The 24,540-nt window shown below is 40.8% G+C and carries 16 protein-coding genes; 4 read left to right on the top strand and 12 right to left on the bottom strand.

Annotation, left to right across the window (positions count from 1 at the left end; translation table 11 throughout):
- Nucleotides 1-116: 116 nt before the first annotated feature.
- The 3 genes from LEP1GSC185_RS11685 to LEP1GSC185_RS11695 all read right to left on the bottom strand — a co-directional run bounded on the left by LEP1GSC185_RS11685 (nucleotide 117) and on the right by LEP1GSC185_RS11695 (nucleotide 4,648).
- Nucleotides 117-2,018, bottom strand: coding sequence for a glycoside hydrolase family 5 protein (locus tag LEP1GSC185_RS11685; protein WP_008588846.1), 1,902 nt, complete (start codon nucleotides 2,016-2,018; stop codon nucleotides 117-119).
- 6 nt (nucleotides 2,019-2,024) lie between these two features.
- Nucleotides 2,025-2,909, bottom strand: coding sequence for a patatin-like phospholipase family protein (locus LEP1GSC185_RS11690; RefSeq protein ID WP_008589263.1), 885 nt, complete (start codon nucleotides 2,907-2,909; stop codon nucleotides 2,025-2,027).
- A 518-nt stretch (nucleotides 2,910-3,427) separates the two neighbouring features.
- Nucleotides 3,428-4,648 (bottom strand): MFS transporter, encoded by a 1,221-nt coding sequence (locus tag LEP1GSC185_RS11695; RefSeq protein WP_008589145.1) that lies wholly within the window; start codon nucleotides 4,646-4,648, stop codon nucleotides 3,428-3,430.
- Between the two features lie 312 nt (nucleotides 4,649-4,960).
- Here LEP1GSC185_RS11695 and LEP1GSC185_RS11700 point away from each other — a divergent pair, with 312 nt between their 5' ends.
- Nucleotides 4,961-6,076: a GGDEF domain-containing protein gene (locus LEP1GSC185_RS11700; protein WP_008588720.1), complete on the top strand. Its 1,116-nt coding sequence runs from the start codon at nucleotides 4,961-4,963 to the stop codon at nucleotides 6,074-6,076.
- On the opposite strand, the gene LEP1GSC185_RS11705 is transcribed toward LEP1GSC185_RS11700, so the two are convergent.
- The 4 genes from LEP1GSC185_RS11705 to LEP1GSC185_RS11720 form a co-directional block, all read right to left on the bottom strand.
- Nucleotides 6,041-7,465, bottom strand: coding sequence for a high affinity choline transporter 1 (locus tag LEP1GSC185_RS11705; RefSeq protein WP_008588908.1), 1,425 nt, complete (start codon nucleotides 7,463-7,465; stop codon nucleotides 6,041-6,043). The genes LEP1GSC185_RS11700 and LEP1GSC185_RS11705 overlap by 36 nt on opposite strands.
- 83 nt (nucleotides 7,466-7,548) lie before the next feature.
- On the bottom strand, nucleotides 7,549-12,807 hold the full coding sequence (locus LEP1GSC185_RS11710) for a trifunctional serine/threonine-protein kinase/ATP-binding protein/SpoIIE family protein phosphatase (protein WP_008596824.1): 5,259 nt from the start codon (nucleotides 12,805-12,807) through the stop codon (nucleotides 7,549-7,551).
- 77 nt (nucleotides 12,808-12,884) lie between these two features.
- Complete coding sequence (locus LEP1GSC185_RS11715) at nucleotides 12,885-13,565, bottom strand: transmembrane-type terpene cyclase (protein WP_008589009.1); 681 nt, start codon at nucleotides 13,563-13,565, stop codon at nucleotides 12,885-12,887.
- A gap of 3 nt (nucleotides 13,566-13,568) precedes the next feature.
- The gene (locus LEP1GSC185_RS11720; RefSeq protein WP_008589182.1) at nucleotides 13,569-14,693 is read right to left on the bottom strand and encodes an oxygenase MpaB family protein; all 1,125 of its coding nucleotides are present in this window, start codon (nucleotides 14,691-14,693) and stop codon (nucleotides 13,569-13,571) included.
- A 98-nt stretch (nucleotides 14,694-14,791) separates the two neighbouring features.
- Between LEP1GSC185_RS11720 and LEP1GSC185_RS11725 the strand changes: the two genes are divergently transcribed.
- Nucleotides 14,792-16,180 (top strand): OmpP1/FadL family transporter, encoded by a 1,389-nt coding sequence (locus tag LEP1GSC185_RS11725; protein ID WP_008589149.1) that lies wholly within the window; start codon nucleotides 14,792-14,794, stop codon nucleotides 16,178-16,180.
- Between the two features lie 21 nt (nucleotides 16,181-16,201).
- Here the strand turns inward: LEP1GSC185_RS11725 and LEP1GSC185_RS11730 are convergent, their stop codons facing one another.
- From LEP1GSC185_RS11730 to LEP1GSC185_RS11740, 3 genes are all read right to left on the bottom strand, one after another.
- Nucleotides 16,202-16,609: a hypothetical protein gene (locus tag LEP1GSC185_RS11730; protein ID WP_008589202.1), complete on the bottom strand. Its 408-nt coding sequence runs from the start codon at nucleotides 16,607-16,609 to the stop codon at nucleotides 16,202-16,204.
- A gap of 304 nt (nucleotides 16,610-16,913) precedes the next feature.
- Nucleotides 16,914-17,381, bottom strand: a complete 468-nt coding sequence (locus tag LEP1GSC185_RS11735) for a hypothetical protein (RefSeq protein ID WP_008588837.1) — start codon at nucleotides 17,379-17,381, stop codon at nucleotides 16,914-16,916.
- A gap of 56 nt (nucleotides 17,382-17,437) precedes the next feature.
- Nucleotides 17,438-18,337 (bottom strand): haloalkane dehalogenase, encoded by a 900-nt coding sequence (locus LEP1GSC185_RS11740; protein WP_008588870.1) that lies wholly within the window; start codon nucleotides 18,335-18,337, stop codon nucleotides 17,438-17,440.
- 162 nt (nucleotides 18,338-18,499) lie between these two features.
- Here LEP1GSC185_RS11740 and LEP1GSC185_RS11745 point away from each other — a divergent pair, with 162 nt between their 5' ends.
- Nucleotides 18,500-19,627 (top strand): MBL fold metallo-hydrolase, encoded by a 1,128-nt coding sequence (locus LEP1GSC185_RS11745; protein ID WP_008589279.1) that lies wholly within the window; start codon nucleotides 18,500-18,502, stop codon nucleotides 19,625-19,627.
- 1 nt (nucleotide 19,628) lies between these two features.
- Here the strand turns inward: LEP1GSC185_RS11745 and LEP1GSC185_RS11750 are convergent, their stop codons facing one another.
- Nucleotides 19,629-20,240: a LuxR C-terminal-related transcriptional regulator gene (locus tag LEP1GSC185_RS11750; RefSeq protein ID WP_008588799.1), complete on the bottom strand. Its 612-nt coding sequence runs from the start codon at nucleotides 20,238-20,240 to the stop codon at nucleotides 19,629-19,631.
- 3 nt (nucleotides 20,241-20,243) lie between these two features.
- Nucleotides 20,244-21,437, bottom strand: a complete 1,194-nt coding sequence (locus tag LEP1GSC185_RS11755) for a sensor histidine kinase (RefSeq protein ID WP_008588926.1) — start codon at nucleotides 21,435-21,437, stop codon at nucleotides 20,244-20,246.
- A 307-nt stretch (nucleotides 21,438-21,744) separates the two neighbouring features.
- Here LEP1GSC185_RS11755 and LEP1GSC185_RS11760 point away from each other — a divergent pair, with 307 nt between their 5' ends.
- The gene (locus LEP1GSC185_RS11760; protein WP_008588999.1) at nucleotides 21,745-24,540 is read left to right on the top strand and encodes an FG-GAP repeat protein; all 2,796 of its coding nucleotides are present in this window, start codon (nucleotides 21,745-21,747) and stop codon (nucleotides 24,538-24,540) included.

The following is a 24,540-nucleotide window of genomic DNA, read 5'->3' on the forward strand; positions in this document are numbered from 1 at the left end:
ATATTAGCCCGAGTCGAAATCTCTAACTATATAAGATCGAAAATTTCCAAAACCTTGGAGAATTCCGACAGTTTAACGACGAAGGCCATTCTAACGATTCCCATTCTATAGAAAAGTTATTTTTTAGTTGGGAAAATAGTAATGCCGTAATAGGACACCGACTTTTCTCCCTTGAAGGTCAGCATTCTTTTTTTGGAGTCGAACTTCCAACTTCCTGCATTTACCAGTACTTCGAATCCTTTTCCATAATGCATTTCCGGAAGAAAGATCTCTGTTACCGGAATTTCATCTCCTTCCTTTCGGAAAGAATATTTGAACATTGACTTTTCCATATCAAAGCTGATCGCTTCCGGGCTCCCTTTTGTTCGGATCGGATACGGTCTGGAAAATGCCCTAACGGCTCTTCCCCCATCCTCATCTATACTTTTAGGTGTGTCCAAAGAATAGAGTGAAAGATCTTCTTCGTTCCACCTATCCCCCAAACTATGAGTATTATCAGGAGTATAATTCCAAAGAGTATAATGTACGAAATTTTTCTCGATAGAAGTAATGATACGATCCAGAGAAGCTTCCAAATGAGAATAATTTTTTGTTCGAAACGCCAAACGCCCATTCATGTCCATAGGGATCCCTGTTTCTCCGATCACAGTAGGACAGTTGTTCATCTTTTTGATAGAAACTTCTTTGATCATTCTGATCGTATCTTCGTAAGCTTTCTCTACATTCTTCTTTCCGAATATAGGAACCTGCTTAAAGATATGAACTCCGAACCAAGGAATAAAACGTTTGAACATTAATATGGAAACGTCGTACCAATGAGTCGCGTTGATTACCGTTCCTTCTCCTTTTTTCGGTTTTTCATTCCAATCTAATTCTAAACTTCCTGGATCCGATTCTACGAAGATGGAGAACTTTTTCTGAACGGATTGAATTCTTGTTTTGAATCTTTTGATAAATGGAAGCATGAATTCAGGGTAGAATTCTATCTTTCTTCCTCTATATTTATTAAAATAATCGGGACGAAGTAGCATCGGAGCGCCGTTCGGATCGTAATCCCAAACTCCATGTTGTCTCCAGATACAATGTTTCCCATCTTGCCAAAGTGGAACTGACTTAGTATTTAACTTGGTTCTTCCTAAATGGAATCCTGCGAATCCGAGCATATACGCATTATTCGCTCTTACAGTCCTTCCTTCGGATAAAAACATTTCTTGAAAAGGAGAAGTAGTCAGAACTTTACCGAAACCTAGTCCGGAAAATTCTCCTATATTCTTTTTCCCAATCCATCCGGGAGAAGGTTCGTTCAAAGAATCGAATCCCAATACGTTTTTGTATTTAGAAACCTTCTTTGCTATTTTACACATCGCTTCTATATAATGATCTTGTAAAAAAGTTTCGACGTTCTTTCCACGAATGGAAAGTTTAGGCGCAAAAGTTTTTCCACCGAAGAATAAAGTGAACATTGTAGCGCAGGCATACTTTTGGTAATTAAGAGGCCAGGACATTCTTTTGTAATTCCTGCCTTGAAAGTGATGAACGATCGCAGTATCGGAATCTTTAATATTCTCTATATTCATTCCGACTTCTTCCAAAGTCCAACCGGGAGCTCCGTCCCCTCCTGTGAATCTGGACCAAACATCTTGGTGAGGGTCTATAAAAACGTAAAATCCCTTCTTGTCGGCAAGAGCCACCATTCTTTCAATATAATCTAAATAAGCTTGGTCATACTTGCCAGGGCCTAAATGTTCCACTGCTTCCCAAGTCACGAGGAAGCGGAGAAAGTTAAATCCCCACTTCTTCAAACGATCTAAATGTTCAGCAGCTTCCTTCTCCTCTAAAGGTCTTCCTACGAAGGAAACTTTTCTATGATCGTGGAACGTTAGTGACTGATCGAAATGTGTGGTCCCATCCGGCTTGAATGGAAGTTTGGAACTTCCGGACAGATTTACTCCTCTTAACTGGAGAATATATCCTTCCGAATCTATAAAATTCCCGTCTTCTACCTTGATTTCAAGCATTGGATCTTAATCTTCCCCGAATTGGATTTTAGCGTCTTCATATCCGCGGCTGATCAGATAATCCGCTTGCACTTGAGAGAAATTTAATATACTTCCGAAACCGAGAGAAGTTCTCGGTCCGATCACTCTGATCTTATAATCCGTCTTTTCAGGTTCAGAAAAGGATAATAAGGATTTTGTGAATCCCTTCTTCTTATTATCCTTTTGCTTTTTTTGATATTGCAAGTTCGCCATAATAGTTTGGAAAGATCCTATCAAGGAAAGTTCGAACACTCTCTCAAGACCGTCCCTTCTGTTCCTTGGAAGCCCCATGTTCACTCCCCCCACAGGAGACAACAATACTACTACTATCTCTTTTGCGCCTCTTTCTACTGCGGGAAGGATCGGAACATTCGCCATCACTCCCCCGTCCCAATGAGGTTTTCCATCCACATATTGCCAAGGGAAGATCAAAGGTATGGCAGAAGAAGCCATCACATGTTCTATATCTATATCCTTATTCCCGAAAAAGACCAGCTCTGCGGTCAGTATATTCACCGCAGTGATGATGATCTCCATCGGGTTTTTCCGCATATTACGAAAATCTAATTGAGAATAGAGCAGATATTTTAAAGGAGTTGTATCCGCGAGCGGGGAAAATCTGCGGAAGATCAGGTCCAGAAAATCGTTCCAGATGGAATATTTCATCACCTTCTGGATCTCGATGGATTTCCAAAGGTCAATGATCCTAGCTGCGTCCATTCCGCAACCTAAAGCGGAGGCAGTGATCGCGCCCACGGAAGTTCCGCAGACTACATCCGGCTTGAATCCGATTTCCTCTAAATATTTTAGGACCCCGGCATGATATGCGCCTCGAGCGCCTCCACCGGATAATACCAAAGCCCGCTTCATTCCAAATAAGTTCCCGCCGGAGTCAGTCTTCGGTTTCGCAGGTAAATTTCAAGACGGAATATTGATTTGGAAGTTTGTAGTATCTTCGACGATTTCACAAGAGTTCGTCTTAGCCCGAATATCAGCATCTAATATGAACTTGAGGATAGAAAGCTAAGGGGAAGATCTCGAAATTCGCGTCGAAGTTACTACACTAGCCTAAGTAACATCTAAAAAGGAAGAAATTAAAACCTTCTGAGTGTCTGCGTCTAGCTATGCTAAATGCCCGAAAGTGACCAATTCTCGGAACTCAGAAAGGCCAGTGGTCTGATGGTATTGCAATAGGTCCAAGAGGGCCTTTTTGCAGGGGCCTGGGCTATTGCTCAGCCACCTCACAGGTCATTTTCTTGCTGCAACTGTCGCTACTCAACTAAACCACCTCCTTTAACGTGTGGCCAGACCATATTCTGTCGCTTTAAAAAGTCAAGAAATGTGCGTATTTTTTTACGGATTTCAGAAACAAGTTTCCAAAGTGTAACTTAGGAAACTATTTTCACCTTCCTGGATAGATAGAGAGCGAGAAGATTAAAACCGACCGCGAAATAACCTACTATATCAAATCTTTCGAAAGTTCCATTCGGCAACTGGATCAAGATCGCTCCTGCAAGAAGTGCTCCGATACCTGTGGCAACACTCTGTAGACTTGAATTCACTGACATGAAACTTCCTCTGACCTCAGGTCGAATGGCAGAGGTTAGCATTGCCATAGAAGGAATGACCCGACCGGATACTAGGACCATAAAAACTGTCGTAACTCCGAGGGCCATGTAAACAGGCAGGTCCTTAGGCAAATGAGTAATCGCCAGAATAGGCAATAAGGCAAGAAGAACTAAGATCAGAAAAATCTTATGTTTTCCGAACTTATCCGATAAAAGACCGACGATCCAAGAGGAAACGAAAGTGAAAATCCCGCCGATTTCATAGATATGAGAAACCTGAGTCTTGGAAAAGCCCATATTCCTTTCCATATAAACAGCTATCGAAGTTACGACAGTAAACCCGCCCAAGATCACACTCATAAAAAACGCCAGAGCCACCAAGTGATCTTTTTTCGAAAGTAAACTAATTAGCTGGCTGAAATCCGCCACCTTCTGCTTTTCCATTTTAGAAGGGATACTAGGTAAATACAGAATCGCTAAAACCAGGATCGGAAGGCCAATGACCACAATAAATGCAAAAGTATAATTCCAACCTGAACTCATTGCGATTCTGATACCGGTAGGAACTCCTAAAACGGAAGCAGCGGAGAATGCACCCATCACTCCTCCCATCGCCTTCCCCCTCTTTTCGATCGGAAAAACATCGCCTATGATGGAAAGGATCACTCCGCTGATCATTCCCCCGAAAATCCCTGCAGTAACCCTGGCAAAAAGAAGAAAAGAATATGTATTTGCGACCGCACAAAGCGCAGTTCCTACTAAAAATCCTATGTATAGGAAAATAGCGGCGGACTTACGATTGAAACGATCTATAAAGTTTGCTCCGATCAAGGCCGCAATCGCTGCGGCAAAAGAATAAGAAGAAAGTACCAAGGAAAACATTGCGGTATCGATCTGGAACTGCTTCAAAAAATAATCCTGAAGCGGAAACATGATCATAAAGTCCATGATATTGGTGAACTGAATACTCGCTAGAAGCAAGATCAGAAACAATTCCCGACGAACTATTTTTGTTTTAGGAAGTGAAGCTACTGATTCCATATACTTACCAAGTTTTTTTAGATAAGTTATAAGGAGATAAATTTTTAGAAGTTCTGCATTTTACTCGTATAAATTTATTTTTACAAAGTTTGGAGACTAAATAGATCCGGACTGATCGTCTAGAACTTAGTCCAAGAAATTTCCAAAATTCTATAAATACGATTTTAATGCGTGATTCGGATGACGAATCGGCACCCGAGTTTCTTTCTTAATCAGGTAAATAATTTTCCGATTTTTGTTATGCGGATTTTTCACTTCCTTTTGTAGAAGCGTATAAACCTAAATCTTCATCCGTCTATCTGAATATCCGCTATGAAACTCAAAAGATATCTTTCGGAAGACTTTTCTTATTCGAGATCGGGAGAAATCCGTAAACTTCGAACCTTAGATAATGACAAGTCCGTCAGAATTCTCAGCGTTTTTACGCTTTTGATCTCATGCATTCTTTTGGCCCAAACTATACTTTCACCTGGGACTGCGATAGGAGGTCAGCTTCAATTCTTATATGGCCTTAGCTTCGGAAGTGCCGCGTTATTCTCGGGATTGATGTTGGTGATTCTCGCCTTAAAGGACTTAAAAGGAAAGAGACTCTCTTATTTCTCCACGATAGGTTATGTCGGAGTTCTTACCTTAGTAACTACATTTGCAACTTTGGTAGATCAATATCATACCGCGGACTTTTCCGCATTCTGTTTCGGGCTGCTTATGCTCCCTCTTTTCATCCGAGCAAGCTTCCTTACTTACCTTATCATCGTTTCGGTCAATCTATTATTCTTTTCGTTCGGTTATACTTTTATGACCGAACGGGAACTAAACTTTTCCGTAATAACCCCTATTATCGCATTTTCCATCGCTAGCATGGGAGCTGCGATCAACGTAGAAGGCACTAGATTAAAAAGTAACCTTCTGCAATTGCAATTAGAAGAATCCAACAAAAACCTAAAAGAAATATCTCATAAAGATTCGTTAACTGGCCTTTTCAACAGAAGACACTTAATGGAATCTTTAAATACCCTTTTAGCGGCATCTAAAAGATACGATTTCCCTTTATCTGTTCTTCTACTCGATTTGGACCATTTCAAAAAGGCAAACGATTCGTTAGGACACCAAGTGGGGGATAAATTGCTGGCAACAATCGGAAGATTATTGTCCGGGCTTGTGAGAGATTGCGACGTAGCGGCTCGTTACGGCGGCGAAGAATTCTGCGTCGTACTTTCCAATACGAATATAGAAGGAGCAAAATTCGTAGCGGAAAGGATCCGGGCAAGAATAGAGACCGAAACCTTCGAAGAGATTCCTTGGACGATTACTGTGAGTATAGGTGTCGCTTCGAGAGATAACGACGAGACTCCGGAAGATTTCCTTAAAGCGGCAGATAAGAAATTATACGAATCAAAGGCCGCCGGAAGGAACAGAGTCTCTGCTTAATTCCGGCTTCGGTTCGAATAAAGAAACCTTAATATACTTTCCTATATATTGTCCAAAGAAGCTGATACCTAAGGCAGGGATCGTAGGAGGTAACCATTCCGGCCCGAATAATTTCAAACATAACCACACGATCATCCCTGAAAACATTGCATAAACTGCTCCACTCGCATTCGCATCTTTCCAGAATAAAGCGGCAACCAAAGGTACAAAAAGAGAAACTAAACTAATGGAAGAAGAATCCGCAACCAACTGATAAATGTTCGTCTCGCTCAATGCCATTCCAGTGGATACAATCGTAACGATCAAAACGGAAAAACGCATTACTCTAAGTAATAATTTTTCGGAAGGATTTTTCAAAGTAGGACGGATCAAATTCTCCCCTAAAACCGACGCTGGAGCCAAAATCGCTCCGGAAGCGGTACTTAAGATCGCAGAAAGTAACGCACCGAAAAACAGGATCTGTATAAATAAAGTAGAATGTACTAATACCACGTGTGGAAGTATCATCTGATTGTCGCCTGCTGCGATCTCTGGGTAAACTCTTCTTGCAAAATATCCTGCAAGCAAAGGAAGAAACGCAACAGTGAGATACATTCCTCCTCCCAAAAACGAAGAATACACTGCCACTTTTTCCGATTTGGAAGACATCACTCTTTGGAAAATATCCTGTTGTGGAATAGAGCCCAACCCTATCGTCATCCATGCTGCAATGTATGCAAGAACGGCTTCAATCTCCAAAGGAGGAAAGAAGGAAAAAAATCCAGGTTTAGCGGTCGCAATTACTGTCTGAAATCCGCCGGCTTTATCTTGCAAATCCCAAACCAAAACCAAAAGTCCTACTATGATCAACATTGTCTGTAAGAAATCCGTAATGGAGATTGCCCACATACCTCCGATATAAGTATAGATCAAAACCACGAAGGATGCCAAAAGGATCCCCACATATATATCAAATCCGAATAAGGAATGGATGACGATCCCCATAGCAACTAACTGAGCGGCAATCCAACCGAAATAAGAAGGGATCATAAATAATGCGGAAAGAAATTCCACCTTGCGGCCGAAACGATTTTTGTACAAGTCGCCGAAGGTGAGAATATTCATCCGATACAATGGCCGAGCAAAGAATATCCCTACTAAAAAAAGACAAAGCGCCGCTCCGAAAGGATCTTCGATCACAGCCAAGACCCCACCATCCACAAACTTAGAAGAAGCGCCCATCAAAGTTTCCGAACCGAACCAAGTAGCAAATAAAGCCGAAGACGCAAGTACAAGCGGGAGCCTTCTTCCTGCTAATACATAGTCTTTAGAACTATTGACGAATCTAGAGGCGAACGCCCCGATCAGAATGGTGACAACGATATACAGAATAACGAAAAGACCGAGCAATTCAGAATGTCCTATCAGAAAACTTCTTAATTGTGATCCTGAAATTCAGAGAACCAAAACGCAAGCGATAATAAGAAAGCGGATCAATCTATATCTAAGATCAATAGAGTAATGTCGTCCTGGATGGAACTTTTAGAAATAAAATTCTGAAGGTCGGTGAGTATCCTTTCTGCCTGGATCTGAGGTTCAAACTGAGCGCTTGCAAGGATAGAATGTAAAAATCGTTCCTCTCCGTATTCTGATTTATCCTCGTCGAACTGTTCATAGATCCCGTCCGAAAAAAGAAATATCCTATCCCCTGATTCTATTTTGTATTCTTCCGTTCTATACGGATAATCTTTTACGAACCCTAAGATTGCCCCGGTCTTAGGCATCTCTTCCGTTCGATAAGAACGCATTAAAAATTGTGAGATATGACCTGCCGACGCAAAATACACTTTTTTTTCAGAGAGATCCACGTCGCAAATCGCTCCGGTAAAATAGAGTGTTTTATATTTAGTTAAAATAGAATTATTCAAGCCGAAGAGTATTTCTCCCGGTTTTTCTAAAGAAGACTTTACGCTCTCGTATTCCCCCTTGATCGCCATTGTGACTAACGCCGCCTGTACTCCGTGGCCTGTTGCATCCGCCAAAAAGAACCGATACCTTCCATTACTTAATTTGCATATATCGTAGAAGTCGCCGCCTACTTCGTCCATTGGAAGATAATTTACCGAATATCGGAGCCCTGGGATATTTTTTAACTCAGGAAGTATACTCCTCTGGATCTTTTGAGAATACAACATGTCCTTACGGATAATTGAAAGAGATCTAGCTAATTCTTCCGTTCTTTCGTTTACTTTTCTTTCCAATTCGGAATTCATCCGAGTAATATCTTCGTATAATTTCGCATTCTCTAACGAAATTGCGGCCTGAGCGGAAAGTATCTCCAAAATTTCCAATCTATGTTCGTCGAAGATGCCTGCAGTGAGTCGATTTTCTAAATAAAGAACGCATAATGTTCTCCCCTGCTTTGTGATCGGCATGCATAACAAAGACTTGGGTTTACTTCTTTTGATATAAGGATTTACGGAATAGAAAGAATCCTTAGCAGCGTCCGAGATCAAAACTTTCTGTCCGGAACGAAAACAGAAATATACCACTTCTAAGGGTAAAAGATGTCCGGCCTCATCCAATGAGATCGGTTTGGGTAAAAACCCGGGCTCTTCTATATCCGAACCCGCCATTAAAAACAATTCTTTGTTTTGAGGAAGTATCAAAAACCCTCTTGTAGCTGCGGCATTCTCCATGATAGTACGAATAAGTTGTCGGAGTAATTCGCCCAATTCTATCACTCCCGAAATACTTTGAGAAGCCTTAAGTACGGTTCGTAAATCCAGATTGAAAGATGTAGAAAGCATAGAATCCGCTAATATCTTTTCCACAGAACGTTTTGGAGTACCTTGAGGACGAAGCAATTCTCCATATTCGTCCCTAAGCATATTTACGATGGATTTGGCTCCCCAAGATCCATAGAGTCGGACTGCATTTTGTATCAAGAATTTTCCGTAGGAGGTCCTACCTTGCTGAACATTCCACTCTGCAATATGATGATAAACCACGGCTTTCCTGAAATCGTTAGGCTCGGATTCAACTTGCTGCATTGCCATATCAAAGTATTTGGAAGTATTTTCCTTTCTTCCTGCATAATCTTCGTAAAGACCTGCCAGCACAAAATAGAATAACTGGAAACTAGGCGGATAGATCCTTGACCAGAGTTTGAACAAATATAATGAATATCTAAAGAAGAGCTTTTCAGTAAGTTTTAGTTTTTTCTTACGCAACTTCAAAAGCCCCAAGGATCTATAAAATCTATATTCGGAATAGATAAACATGATTCTGGATTTTTCGAGATCCGATTGGTAATTTTCGAAAATTCTCTCCGCTTCCAAATAATAGCCGGAAAGATAGGCAAGAGAACCAAATAAGGTTGCATACCAAGAATTAGCGGTTCCATTTCCCGCAGACTCCAGAACCTTCGACTCGAACTCCCGATCAGTATATAAATTCTCTTTATATCGGACTGTTTCGGTAGATTTTCCTTCCAAACGATCCAGATACGAATCGGAAGAATGCAAGAGGATCATCAAAATATCGTAATTTAGTTTGGAGCCTCTTTCCAAATTTTCTCTGATCTTCTCCCTATAAGAAACTGAATTTTCTGCGGAATATAATTGGTTCGTATTCTGGGAGAAAAGCGCAAATGCCGCCCATAGATAATCCCCATACTGCATACATTTATGAAATGCCTCTTCCGTATAATCCACTATGGAACGGAAAGGATACATAAAATAATCAAGAAGAATCGTCCGGCCGAAAACGAACCTCCCGTAGAGTTCATCCGATTTAAACTTTTTTAATATTTTTTCCGCCAGGGTCCAATATCTCATGGACTGCTGGAAATTTCCGTTGATGGAAAGTAGAATGGAACCGAATCCAGCGTAACCGAAAAAGCTAAATGGAGCGTTTCCTTCCTTCAAAGTAAGGTTGATAAGCTTTAAATAGATATAAGCCATCACCTTCATATCCATATGTTTTCCGTAGTTCAGAAGATTCACTAAAATGTTCAAGGCTTCCGTTTTGTAAGGATCCTTACTATCTTTTGCGTGTATTAGTTTTTCGGGAGATCTTCCTCTACTATAAAAGACCATCTTTAGTACTTCGCCTAACACAGCTAAAAACCCGGGCTTTTCCTTGAAACCTATTCCAAGAGACTGTAAAGCTTTGATCCCAATCTTAGATGCAGAATCCAAATCGTTATAAACGTTCATCACTTCTAATTGCATTAGATAAATGTCCGCTTTTTCGGATGGACTATGGAGTTTGGAAAGTAGATCGGATACTATCTTCTCCGCTTCTTCTCTTCTAGATAAATAATACGCCGATTCAGCAAGGGACTTTAGGATATGTATCGCGTTCTTTCTATCCTTCTGCCAATAAGAGTCCTTTAACTGAGAAGCGAGCAAACTGAAAAAAGAATAAGAAGACTCGTAGGCTGCACCTGCTTTTGCGGAATTTCCTGCAAGTATTGTGTAATGGAAGAAGTCCTCGTTCTCCCTTCCGTTTGTATATAATTCTCTGGAGCGCAGGAGATGATTTGCAATATCTAAGATCTGTTCGGAACCACCCGAAATTTTTTCACGCTCGATAAGTAACTTAGCAAGCGTATTATGGATCCTCGCCTTTTCCTCAGAATCTGTTGCATCCAAAATACTTTGGATCATTCTATCATGCGAAAAATGGAACTGAACATTCGAAAGAGATGAATACATGCCTGATTCTTCTATCTTTCTTTGGGAAATATATTGCAAAGATGGAAATAACATATTCCCGTCTTCTCTATAAAACACGATCCCTTCTCTGATCGCTTCTCGAATTCCTCTTGACAAGACCCCGGGCCTACTCTTGAAAAAATCGTACATATCTTTCAGATCGAATTTAGCTCCGATACAAGCCCCGACCCTTAGAACTTCGAGTGTTTCGTCAGGAAGTTTTCCTACCTTGTCCAAGAAGAGATCGAGAACGTTATCCGTAACTGCTCTTTGCGAAAGCCTATCCCAGTCCACCCTATGATAAGCAGTTTTCTGATCGAAACTTAGGCATCCTTCTTCATACAAGGATCTCAAGAACTGATGCAGGAATAGAGGATTCCCCCCAGTTTTGGAAACTAGAATTTCCGCGAGTTTATTCGCATCCTCTGGTGAAACATGAATACTATCCGATACGTATTTAAAAACGCTATGTTCATTCAGAGGAGTAAGTCGTATTTCTCTCAGATCCAGACCCGGGAACCCTTGCTTTACGTTCACATTCGGGAAAAAGTCCGAATCTTCGGAGCGACTGGTCAGGACAAAAAGTAATCCCTCCCAGTCCTCGCTATTCAAAATAAATTCAAGCAATGCAAGCGAAGCAGAGTCTGCCCATTGCAAATCGTCCAATAAAATGATCGCCGGATTTTTTCGGTCGAAACAAAGAGTTAAAAATCTAAGAGCGACTGCAAATAGGACCTTTTCGTCCTTCTGCCTCTTAGTCGTTTTTGTCGGTATCTCGATCCCTAATGTTTTTCCTAGATCAGGTAAGAACTGTGTCAGGATCTCTATATTATCCCCTAAAGATTCTTTTATAAAATTCTTAAGTAGATTGATCTCTTCGTCTTTTTTCTGAAGTATCCTTCTTAAAAGATCCTCCATGATCTGACGAAACGCGTAATATGGGATCTCCTTCTTATCTTCTTCGAATTTCCCTCGTAAAAGGACTACGGAATAAATATCCAGATATGTGATCGCGTCTTCTACTAGAGCCGTTTTTCCAGTACCTGATTTGCCTCCGATAAATATAGCGGACCTTCTTCCGTTAGTTACGTTTACTATACCGGACTCGATCTCCTTTCTCTCCCTATCCCTATCGTAGATCCGAGGAGAATCCCTGAACCCTACCTTTCTTTCGTAAACCCCGGGAACGAATTCCGACAATTTACGTTTGGACTTTAAAGAATCTTTAATACTCTTTAGATCATGTATCAGATTTTCCAGAGAGAAGTATCTTTCTTCCGGCATCTTGGAGAGTAATTTGTCCACCAAAGTAGAGATTGCTGCTGGAACATCCTCTCTTTTCTTTAGTAAGGAAACAGGAGATCTCGCAATATGATAATGGACCATCTCCAAGGGATCTTCCGTTTCAAACGGAGGCGTACCGGAGATCATCTTATAGAATAACGCACCTAAAGAATAAGCATCGGACCTAAAATCAACCGGACGGTTTAGCCTGCCCGTATTTTCAGGCGAACAATAAGGTAGAATATCGAACGTATATCTAAGAGGCGCATAACTTCCTTTTTCGGAAAGAAGAAGAGAGGCTCCTCCCAACCAAGCCAGTTTTGTTTCGCCAGTATCAGGATTATAAAAAAATGCACGCGGTGAAATTTGGTTATGAACGATCCCGAAAGAATGTAACTTTGCTAAATTTTCAGTAATGGCTAACGCTATTTCTAAAAAAGTTTCTAGAGAAATTAATCCTGCCAAACTTTGATGGAGAAGTTTAGAAGGGATATTTTCATAAACCAAACAGATACCGTCCGAATTTTCGAACATATCTTCCGGTTTGAGAATACCAGGATCACTAACTAGTTTTCCCAATTCGAATTCATTTAGAAAATACACCGAAGAAGTTTCCTTCCCCTCCGGTCTTTGTATTCGAATGATCTTAGGTTCTCTGGTCCTACCGAATTTTCCCCTGTAAGTTTGGGAAAAACTGTCCTCGTACAACAATTCCCCCAATTCATAAGGAACTCTGTCTGAGGACAAATCCTGTGTAGTTTCCAATTTTATCTTTTTCGGAACCTACGCGGTCCCGAAACCCCACCCGAACTAAATTTTAAAGTTTACACTTTAGAGAGCGAATACTTTTGGCGGGTAAAGATCCAAACATAATAAATGTCGGCTATCGTTCCGAGCCCGCTCAATGTCTGAACAAAATACTGCTCCGGAAAGTATAGAAAGATGAAGATCGTAAAGAACCCATTCCCCAAAAACTTTGCCCAAGAAACAGAATAGGAGAACATGTTCGGATCTCCAGTTTTTAGGAAAAGGATAGGATACATTACCGAAATGATCAAACTTAAGATATAAGCCGAATTTGATCCGGTAAAAAGATCATAACCTCCCTTATAGAAAGTAAAGATCAATAATCCCCAAGAAACCACCAAAACGCCCAAAAGGAATTTATATCCCTTGTCCGACATTGGCAAGGAAATTTGTTTTTTACCGAATCGGATTACTTGATAGAAAATCACTATATCCAATACGAATCCAAGTCTATAGCCCCAGAGTAATATCGCACCCATAGGCTCCTTGAAGAAGAACCCCCATAATAATTCCCAAATAATGTTCCCACAGGCGATAAAAACGGGCATCTCGACAAATTTTTTCTTGAACGGTTCTATTAGAAGAACTGCATACATGTAGGCCCAAAAGGCCACTCCTAAGAGTAAACAAATATTCTCAAACAGCGTATAACGTCCGAAATACTCCGGATCCGTTGCTAATGTCTGCCAAAAACTCATCCTTTATAGTCTCCAATTCTCTCTTAATGAAGGCGGGATCCAAAATCTTGCTTTTTTTCCGCCGTAATAAAAATGATCCATAGAAAAAAGTAGTTTGGAAGCAAAATAAGCGACTAACTTTCCGAACCCCTCATCATCGTCCACATGAGAGTCGAAGTCCTTGAAGATCCTTTCCATAAAATAACCTAAAGGATTTTTAGGAGGCCATCCTAACCCAAGCACCTCGCTTGTTTTTTGTCCCATATACGTTTGCAGAAAAAATAATGGAAGATTGTCGAATAAATTTCCGGGAAGCATATATTCCATAAAGTCCAACAAGGATTTTGCAAGTATCTTGCCCGCTTCCGAAGGTTTTTGCTGATCGTTAAATATGGATTCGCCCAAAGAATGTGCAGTATCGTATCCTTCCGGACAAAGTTCCGGTTTTACTCCGATAAAATGTCCCACAACTCTCCATAGATGAATGTATGCGTCTTTTTCATCCTGGCTGAGTTTTAAGGAAGATTGACCAAGACCCTCTATCACCAAACTTGAAAAAGATTGCAGAGTACCAGCCATATCTTCTTGGTTGATCGGTTGTCCCCAAGCAGGGTCCCAATCTTTTCCCTTTCCAAGGAAATATCGAATGGATGCATGCATTAGTCTTACTTTCTGAGCGGTCCGGATCCCTTTACCCTGTGGACCTAGTCCGTTCTCCTGAGCGACAGAGATTACGAACTGAGTAGTCTCCATTAGTCTTCGATTGACTCCGTCTATTACACCATTCTGTTCTATTAATCTTCCGGTTTTGTAAAGTACCTGCGCTCCATCTCCGCAAGAGTAAGCCATGGGAAGAGACTTAACGCAAAGCATCATTAAGATCTGAGGACCGTAAGTGGAGAATAATTGCTCACCTTTTGCGATCTTGTTCTTATCCGCCCAAACAGGAAGGTCTTCCGTCTCATAAAAATATTTTTCAAGATAATCCGGTAAACCGGCAGGGATCGGGTCCGAATTCTTAGAAAGGGCGTCGAAAAAGAGCATCGTTTTTTCTCTGTCAAAAGCGGATTCGGTAAAATATTTTGTGACTATCTCGTCCGCTAATGGATCAGTTTCTTTTCGTAATGCACGTAACTCGTTCGAATTCATTCTAAAACAAAACCTCGTCTCCGGAATGCGCCAGTTTTATATTTTGAATTTTAAAAAGAAAGCACTTGTAAAAAAAACCGTAACGAATTCCTTGAAGCATGCTTTTTGGATTTAGAGCTCTCAAAAAAATTTACCTGTTTTTCTTAGCTATAATTTCTTTCCTTGCTCCCAAGTTAGAAGCCGTTGGACTTTTTCAGCCTTCTCATAACGCTAGATACGGCGGCATGGGAGGAGTAAATTTAGCCATAGGGGGATCTCCCATGGATATAGGGACTAATCCGGCTAACTTAAGTCTCAAAAACCGAAAAGAGTTGGAGTTCGGAATTTCTTTACCGTACATCCGTACAGTATACAGAGACAAGTTTACGGACCCGGATCCGAATCTTTCTTATGAAAATTCCGAATCCTATAACGTTCTCGCCCCACTCCCGTATTTTGCGATCAGAATTGCAATTAGCGAAAAATGGACTTATGGCGGAGGAATTTATATACCTGGCGGAGGAAATGGAGAAGTTTCCGGGATCACAAGGATCACACCGAACGGTCAAAGCCTGAACGATTGGTCAGGGATGAAACTTCCAAGTCCAATAGGAGATTCCAGAAGGATACAGGAAAGTTACTCCTCTACTTTTTATCTAGTAAAATCGACTCATGCACTCTCTTATAAGATCGGCGGACTTTCCATTGCGCTCGGAGTGGAGGGAATTTATTCCAGACAGATCGCTTACCAAAAATTTTACGATATTACGGGAAATATTGAAGTCCCCGGCCAAGGTTTTGATTATAGAAGTAAAAACGCGTACGCACTCGGCGGTATCTTCGGAACTACTTATCAGATCACAGAAACATTAAAGATTGCTTATTCTTATCAAACTTCCGCAAAAGTCCCTTTGGACGGAAGTATGCAAGTCGGTTCATATCCGAGTCGCACCGGAGTCTCCGCTACATTTGCAGTCCCGGAAAGACATGGTTTAGGTTTTTCTTATGGAACAGATACTTTCAAGATCGGAATAGACGCTCTATATTACAATTACGCCTCATACACTTCTACTTATAAACAAACATTGGCTGCTCCTGTATTTCCAACTGCATTCGGACAAACGAATGTAATCCCCCAGAATTTAAGTTACCATGATTCTTGGGCTTTAGGAATAGGAGGAGAATGGATCGTAAACGATTGGACTTGGAGACTGGGAGCAAGGCATAACTCAGGAGTTTTAAGATCGGAAGGAACGAATGCACTCCAGGCAGGCATCATGGTCCAAGATCTAGTCTCCGGCGGATTCGGATATTCAACCGGAAAATGGAAATTCGATTTTACCCTATTATATTATCTTCCTGTGAGAGTTTATAATGGAGGTTCTGCGGATTGGAACTTCAACCATGCTGTATTCTCCAAAAACGATATCCGAGTAGAAGAATTCAAACATTCCTTAAAGTCGGACATCCCCGCTATATTGTTGGGAGCAAGTTATTCATTCGATTAAAATCTCATTACGATTTTATAATCATTCAAACGTGCTGGAAGTAGGAAGAGGATAAAAGGGGATCAAAGGCAGATCGCGGATAATCTCGGATTGAAAGGTCCATTCTTCAAGGGTTTGAACGGATTCCTCCCAAGCTTCCACCAATAAGGAAGAATGAATTTTATGATAACAATCATTTAGAGCTTTTTGACGTAAATATAATGTGGCAATTCTCGCGGAATGAAGATTAAACATTATGTCCGTGAATTCCGATTCTTCCTCCCAAAATTTGTCACCAAGGCCGGAATTGATGAATACGACCGCCTTTGCCCCAATCGGAACGGATAAAAATGCATCGGCTACTTCACCAAATAAAGGAGAAGCAACGGACAAAAAAGCGGTAAACATCCCTGTCTTTTCATTCGAGATAAATTGTTCAGAAATTTTCATACTCTATCCTAATCACTTTATATTAGAGTAATATTTGTGTCCGGATCCGAATACTTGTTCAAAAGCAGACTCATATATTTTTATAAAATGGATAGTATGTCATTTCAGAAAGACTGTCCAGGCCCGAAAAGAGATTCGGCGATTCGACAAGTTTAACTACGGATATGAAAGGTTTAAATTTCCCAAACCTTAAATGAAATTTATCGAATATAATAATTCTATTTTATTCGGAAATGTTCTGTTAAATTGGCAGTATAGTTCGGACTCCCATTGCCAATTGAGACATATATTTATCCGATAAACTTTAAGACTTATCATCCATTCTTGATACAACGGAACTTGCCAAAAGGCAAAATGCGATAAAATCAAAACTGAATGCACCCACTTGTCCGAATTGCCATGCAGATCTTATACTATTCCAATGTTCCGGAATGGTATGAGTAACAGTCCATTCTTTGATTTGAGAAGCGGCGGGCGCAACGAACAAGAACCAAACTCCTAAAGAAAAAATAAAGGAGAAGGCGCTCAAAATCGTGTAACGGAATGACTTTGTTCCCTTAGAAAGATAAGCAATCGTGAAAATAAGAAGAATGGAACCTATCTGTACGACAGGACCTAAAATTGCAAAATATTTATACAAACTGGTTTGGACTTGAAAATACAGCTCCGCTTCCCAATGCAATTTGGGTGCGGCTTCCATAACATGCGCAAATCTCATCCCAAGAGTTAATGCGGCCAGAATTAAAGCAAAAAATCGGATCTTAGATAACATGACAGTTTCCCTTTGTATCCTTTAGTTTCTACTTCGAACCAAGAAGGTTACTGGATTTACTGATTATTTTGAATAAACTCGGAAAGCAGTTCGGCGAGCAGTTCCCCCTTATCCTCTTGCAGAAAATGTCCTGCTCCTTGGATTACAGTGTGTTTTTGTCCTTTCGCACCCGGAATAACTCTTCTGAAAAATATATCTCCTCCTCTAGTGATCGGATCCGAATCGCTGAACATAGTAATAAAAGGTTTTTTAAAATTCTTATAAAATATCCAAGCCTGGCGATTTCTTTCCGTCTCCGGATTATCAGGCGAGATGGGAACTAAAGTTGGGAATTTTCTAGCTCCCGCTTTATAAGATTCATCCGGATAAGGAGAATCATATGCACGAATAACATCCGGACTTAATTTAGTTACACATCCGTTTTGGATGATCTTTCCTACAGGAAGTTTACTGACTTCTTGGGAGAAACGAAGCCATTTCAAAAAATCTTCCTTGGGAGGAATATCTCCCGTTGGCAGAAAAGTATTCGCGGCACAAACCCTTGCAAAACGAGAATCCAATTCTGAGACCGCTCTTAAACCTAAGAGCCCTCCCCAATCTTGGCAAAATAGGGTAATATTCTTTAAGTCTAAACCTGAAATTAGATTTTTCAGCCAATCCACATGATTTTTATATGTATAAACTTTTAGATCCGTGGGTTTGTCCGATTTTCCAAAACCGATCAGATCGGGGGCAATCACTCTATAACCTTTTTCTGATAAAGGGAAGATCATCTTTCTGTAAAGATAAGACCAACTCGGTTCTCCATGTAATAGTAAAACGGTCTCCTTTGCATCTTTAGGCCCCTCGTCCACGTAATGCATTTTAAATTCACCTACGGAAATATAATGAGGAGAAAAAGGATAATCCTTTAAATTGGAAAAACATTCGGAAGGAGTTTCTAAATAAGTTTGCATATCAAATCTACCAGAACGGACGTACTTTATACAAGGGCTCAGATCCTAGATCCTCCGGGAATCTTGTCAAACTTCTTCCTAAAAAAGTGAATTAACTCTTATTTTCTGATTTTAAAAAATCGAAAAATGAGATCCTGTAGGACTTCCTACAAAGAGAGATTTATGTTCGGAAAAAAGGCCCAAAAAATCACTATTTACACTTCTTTCGTTCTATTCGGTTTATTCTTATCGATTTTATGCCAAACAGCTTGTTTGAGTTCCTTCGGAAGTAATCCAAGCGGAACTCGATTGGAAAAAATGAAAACCTCCAAGATGTTTCACGAAGGGAAGTTTGAAAATGATCCTTTTGTTCCGATGCTAAGTCCCGGAACTTACCTTGCAGTTTTAAAAAGACAACTTTTCGGTTCGGAGATTAGAACTCCTCCTTCTCCGATACCGGTCCAAAAGCCGGACTTAAAAACTTTTTCAGACCCGATAACGCCAGGATTAAGAGCAATTTGGTTCGGACATTCTTCCGTTCTGGTAGAAATAGACGGGATACGTATTTTCACCGATCCTGTGTTCTCTCAAAAAGTTTCTCCTTTCGAAAGTGTCGGTCCCGGAAGATTTTTTCCCTTACCATTAGAACTATCAGAACTTCCTAATATAGACGCTGTTGTGATCTCTCATGATCACTACGATCATCTTGATATGGCTACTGCCCGATTTTTAGCGAAGAAGGGAACAAGATATTTTGTACCTTTGGGTATTGGCGCTCATTTGGAGTCCTGGGGAATTCCGGAAAACCAAATAGTAGAATTAGATTGGTGGGAGAAAGGGAACATTAAGAATATTGAAATTATATGCACACCTGCGGTTCATTATTCAGGGCGTGGTCTTTTTAACGGTAAGACTACTCTTTGGTCTTCTTGGAGTCTGATCGGACCAAAACATAGATTTTTTCATAGCGGAGATACTGGTTATTCTACTCATTTTACAGAGATAGGCAAAAAACTGGGCCCTTTCGATCTTACCTCTATCAAAGTGGGAGCTTACGATTGGACCTGGGAGGGAATTCATATGAGTCCTGAAAGTGCCATCCAAGCTCATTTAGATCTTAAAGGTAAAACAATGCTTCCTGTACATTGGGCTACTTTCAATCTCGCCATCCATTCTTGGGATGAACCTATTTTAAGAACAAAACAAGGAGCGGATCAAAACGGAGTTCGTCTGGCTACTCCTAAACCGGGAGAATGGTTAGATCTACAAAAAGACCCTGTTTCCGAAGCCTGGTGGGAAAGAGTAAAATAATTTAAGAAAATTTCCTGACTAATTCCAATCTGGAATTTACATGTAATTTTCTGAATATACTTTTGATCTGGACTCTCACCGTTCCTTCTTTGGTGCCTAAGGAAGCTGCGATTTCCTTGGTTCTTTTGCCGTCTACGATCATATCCAGCACCTTTTTCTCTCGATTCGATAATACCTCTACTTCCTTTTGGGAAGGTTTACGGAAAGAATGAATGACTCTGGCGGCAAGTCCCGGAGAAAGTATCCCTCCCCCTTCCAAAAGCATTTCCGCTTTTTCCTGGATATCCCCGACATCCTTTTTTAATATATAGCCGATCGCCCCCGCTTTTAGGGCCTTGAATAATGCCTCTTCGGATTCGAATGCGGATAATATCGCGTAACTTGTTTTAGAATCGGCCGAGTATCTTTCTAAGATAAAATCCAATCCACTTTTGCCGGGAAGATCTATATCTACGAATACCAAATCGTATTGGGTATTCTTGTCCTTAGGAAATTCCTCAGCCGAATTATATACTTCTACCTTGGTAACTCTATTCAATTTTTTTAATTTTTCTTTGCATTGACTCGCGAATACTGGATCGTCTTCTAAAATCGCTATTTTGTATAATTTCACGTATCAAATTCTCCGTAATTGACGGATTGGGATCTCGAGAAATCCTTTGAAGTCCCGATTTTCCAAATTTTCTTTCCATTCTCCATTTATCGCGGAGGTCCTAAATTGAATGGTTTTATTTCCTTTGGAACCTATTCTCATTTCCTGAAAATTTGTACGGGTTCGGATAGATATCTCTATAGAATCTTTTTTAGGAAAGAAAGTCCAATGAGAAGTTCCGGACCCGTATTTTAGATCGTTGGAACAGATCTCAGTCACAATCCCTAAAATTTGTTCCGCCTTTTCGATATCTATATGAAAGTCTTCTTCTCCTTCTCTCGTAAATCTTACTTTTCTACCCGCGTTACCGTACCTTCTCAGTAATAATACTCTAATCCCACTCCAAATATCTTCCGATATCAATTTAACATCCACCATACTTGCAGTGATCTCTCTGATACCTTTGAAAATATCTTCGGATAATTTTTCCAATTTCAAGAGCGCATCCGTATCCCCGCTTTTATATCCCTGAATAGAACGAACCAATAGGTTTAGATCAGTTACTTTAGCCCCTAAATAATCGTGAAGATCTCTAGTTATAGCTTCTCTTTCGTTATATAGTCTATCTTGCAAATTTTTAGTCTTCTTAAGATATTCTATTCTATATCCGTACCACCAAGCATTACATAAACAGATAAATAATTGGAGCGCACTCATATTGCTGATCTGTACCCATACAGTCCTGTCTGAAAAGTATCCGCTCCCTTCCGGAAAGATCCTAAGAATATAGAATGCGAGTATGGAAAATGAATAGGCAGTGTAGAAGATAGGCCTTCCGTTAAAAAATAAGCTCACTAAAAAGAGGATCACTTGGTTGGTGATCCACATATTATTATCGTAAAAAAAATATTCGTTGTCGTGGAATTGTGTCTCTACTTCCAAAACTAATAAGATAAAAAGCCCGCCGAATACGATCAGGTTCTTTTTGGAATAGTTTTCAGAGTAGAATCGGATCACTCCAAGGTTGAATAAACAAATACAGGCGGAGATCAGATCCAAATATAATAATAGAAAATTAGATCGAAAGTATTCTAAAATCGCTCCCCAGATTGTGATCGCGCACACGATCCAGAAAAAATAAAAAGCTATTCTGTAATTTTGAGAATAGAATTCCTCCCTTGCAAATCTATCTATTTCCTTTTCTTTTACTATTTCCATATTCGCTTCTGGTTAACGTATAGATCATCGTTTGGCACATGGTATCTATCGGAGAATAAAACTCTATTCGAATATTTGTACTTCATACAGTTTTAGCGACATAGAACGCAATTTTTGTTTTCTACAGGACTTATCCGATTTTTTCCTTCTTCCCTACCTCAAGGGGGGTATTGCCCATTTTATCGTTAGCACTTAAGTTATACGGGAATGTTTCTGCCCTTCGGACTGCCAAAGGGGACAAACGCACTTCTCCAATAAGAGAAGTATATAATCGAAACTTAATATTTAAAAAGATTAGGAAATTAAAATGAAAACCAAACTGATGCTGATCTTATTGATCTGCTTGAATTCTTTTTGTTCCGGAACGAATTCCGGACTTTCTGCCTTGGCCGCGTTCTTAGGTCTGCCCCAAACACCTTCTTATGGGAATGTTCAATTCGCAGTGAATGTTTCTAGTGCGTTAACAAAGGTAACGGTCACAGTAACCGGTCCCGGGATCTCCACTCCTATCGTCCAAGACTTAGTTAAAGTGGGAAATACTTGGCAAGGGATCATAGGACAAATCCCGGCAGGCTCAGACAGAACATTTTCGGGAGAAGGTTTTAACGCTTCGAATGTTCTGATACAACAGGGACAAGTAACAGGAGTAAGCATAACCGCAAACTCGATAACAAATATTCTTTTAGTTCTATCCGAGACAAATCCCGCGCCTCCTTTTTCAAATGCAGCGCCGATCATAGATTCTTTGGTGGCTTCCACAAATCGAGTGGCCCCTTCTTCTTCCATTAATTTGAGCTCTTCCGCCCATGATCCGAATCCTTCGGATACATTAACGTATCTTTGGTCAGCGACCGGAGGAAGTTTCAGTAATTCGAATATTCTAAATCCTGTATGGACTTCTCCTTCTACGCCTGGTCAATATACGATCACATTAACTGTAAGTGATCAGTTAGGCGCAAGTTCTACCTTAAGTTTTACTGCGGACGTGCAACTAGGATACGGAACAGGTTACGGGAGCATAAATGTAGGTTCTAATTCTTCTCCTTTTGTATCGAACGTTATATCGGACCCGACCAGCATCCCTCCGGGCGCTTCTACAAATATTTCCCTTACTGCGTTTGATCCGGATGGAGATACGATCTCTTATTCTTGGGGCTCAAGTTGTGCAGGTAGTTTTGATAATGCAAATGCACAGGACCCTGTATTCACGGCATCTCCTTCTGCAAGCTTAGGGCCTTGCACGTTAAGTGTTTCTTTATCCGATGGAAACGGAGGATCGAATCTTGGAAATTTCACAATACAGATCTCCCAAACCCAAACAGTAAATCTTGCTCCTCAGATCTTATCCAGCTTCCAAACTGCTTTGGCCCTGGACCCTTCTGGAAATATGTTGTTTAGAGTAACTGCGACTGATCCGGAAAATACTCCACTCTCCTTCTCCTGGAATTCTAGCTCAGGCGTTGTTGGAACTCCAACAAATACGATCAATGGAAATTTAACTACGAGCGAAATGGTATGGACTGCTCCAACCTGCGGCTCTAATCTTCAAGTTTCCGTAACCGTTACAGACGGGGACGGAAATTCGGCGAATCTAAACTATTTGCCTGTGAATATCAACGGAGCTCCTACTTGTGTTTTAGGTCTCTGGTCCCAACAATCTTATATCAAGGCGTCCAACTCCGAAGCGAATGATAATTTTGGAAGGTCTTGGGCTCTTTCAGGAGACACTATGGTTGTCGGTGCACCTTTAGAAGATAGTAGCCAAACTACGATCATAAACGGAAGCAATCCTGGTCCTTCCGATAATAGCGCTCCTGCTTCCGGTGCAGTGTATGTTTACGTTAGGAACGGGAATACTTGGACCCAACAGGCTATATTAAAACCTTCTAATTCGGAAGAAAGCGACTTGTTCGGTTTCGCAATAAGTATTTCGGGAGACACTATAGTAGCCAGTGCGATCCAAGAAGATAGTAATCAAAACTATATTACGAACGGAAGTTCTGCATCCTCGGATAATAGTATGACTTACTCTGGAGCGGTTTACGTATTTGTGAGAAACGGAAACACTTGGAGCCAGCAAGCTTACATCAAACCTTCTAACCCTACTGCAAACGATGCATTCGGCACTGCGATCGCAATCGAAGGAGATACATTAGTCGTAGGTTCTCATAATGAAAGTGGCTCCCAAAATACGATCACTAACGGACAACCTGCTCCTGACGATGATAGCCTATATCATAGCGGAGCAGTTTACGTTTACAAAAGAACAGGAACCACTTGGGTAGAAGAAGCATATATAAAGGCTCCGAACCCGGATCAAGGCGATTACTTTGGTTATAGTGTTGCAATTAGCGGAGACACGATTGCAGTAGGCGCTCAGTACGAAGCTAGTAATCAAAACTATATTACGAACGGAAGCGGAGCAAGTTCCGACAATAACATGCCTGGTGCCGGAGCAGTGTACATCTTTAGCAGAAGCGGAAATAGTTGGATGCCGGAAGCGTATATCAAACCTTCCAATCCGGATGTGTACGATAATTTCGGGACCGCTGTTTCGATTTACGGAGATACGATAGTGGTAGGAACCCCATCGGAAGACAGTAACCAAAATACCATCTCCTCTGGCACAAACGCTTCTTCAGATAACTCCTCCGAAAGTGCAGGTGCAGTCTATGTGTTTGCCAGAAGCGGAGGCATCTGGTCCCAGCAAGCTTATCTGAAAGCTTCGAATTCAGATCCATTTGATTATTTCGGGGCGGCAATCAGTATTTATGGAAATACGATCGCTGTAGGAGCTTTGGAGTCAAGTTCTCAGACTACCATATCTTACGGAAATACCGCAAGTTCCGATAATAGCGCTCAGTATGCAGGTGCTGTTTATATTTTCGAAAGAAACGGCACAAGCTGGGCCCAGACCGCTTACATCAAAGCCCCGAATGCAAATGCTTACGACTTCTTTGGAGGAGTATGTTTAGACGGGAATAACCTTTTGGTAAGCGCCTATTTGGAATCAAGTTCCGAAAATACGATCACGAATGGTGTTTATGGAAGTGCGGATAATAGTGCCAGCGGCGCAGGAGCAGCTTACATATTCACAAGATAA

The organism is Leptospira licerasiae serovar Varillal str. VAR 010 (genome assembly GCF_000244755.1).
Lineage (GTDB): Bacteria > Spirochaetota > Leptospiria > Leptospirales > Leptospiraceae > Leptospira_B > Leptospira_B licerasiae.

Bases quoted from the DNA above. Each gene is read 5' to 3' on its own strand.
- LEP1GSC185_RS11715 (WP_008589009.1), bottom strand. From the start codon at position 13,565: ATGAGTTTTTGGCAGACATTAGCAACGGATCCGGAGTATTTCGGACGT.
- LEP1GSC185_RS11720 (WP_008589182.1), bottom strand. From the start codon at position 14,693: ATGAATTCGAACGAGTTACGTGCATTACGAAAAGAAACTGATCCATTA.
- LEP1GSC185_RS11725 (WP_008589149.1), top strand. From the start codon at position 14,792: ATGCTTTTTGGATTTAGAGCTCTCAAAAAAATTTACCTGTTTTTCTTA.
- LEP1GSC185_RS11685 (WP_008588846.1), bottom strand. From the start codon at position 2,018: ATGCTTGAAATCAAGGTAGAAGACGGGAATTTTATAGATTCGGAAGGA.
- LEP1GSC185_RS11695 (WP_008589145.1), bottom strand. From the start codon at position 4,648: ATGGAATCAGTAGCTTCACTTCCTAAAACAAAAATAGTTCGTCGGGAA.
- LEP1GSC185_RS11740 (WP_008588870.1), bottom strand. From the start codon at position 18,337: ATGCAAACTTATTTAGAAACTCCTTCCGAATGTTTTTCCAATTTAAAG.
- LEP1GSC185_RS11700 (WP_008588720.1), top strand. From the start codon at position 4,961: ATGAAACTCAAAAGATATCTTTCGGAAGACTTTTCTTATTCGAGATCG.
- LEP1GSC185_RS11745 (WP_008589279.1), top strand. From the start codon at position 18,500: ATGTTCGGAAAAAAGGCCCAAAAAATCACTATTTACACTTCTTTCGTT.
- LEP1GSC185_RS11760 (WP_008588999.1), top strand. From the start codon at position 21,745: ATGAAAACCAAACTGATGCTGATCTTATTGATCTGCTTGAATTCTTTT.
- LEP1GSC185_RS11730 (WP_008589202.1), bottom strand. From the start codon at position 16,609: ATGAAAATTTCTGAACAATTTATCTCGAATGAAAAGACAGGGATGTTT.
- LEP1GSC185_RS11755 (WP_008588926.1), bottom strand. From the start codon at position 21,437: ATGGAAATAGTAAAAGAAAAGGAAATAGATAGATTTGCAAGGGAGGAA.
- LEP1GSC185_RS11735 (WP_008588837.1), bottom strand. From the start codon at position 17,381: ATGTTATCTAAGATCCGATTTTTTGCTTTAATTCTGGCCGCATTAACT.
- LEP1GSC185_RS11690 (WP_008589263.1), bottom strand. From the start codon at position 2,909: ATGAAGCGGGCTTTGGTATTATCCGGTGGAGGCGCTCGAGGCGCATAT.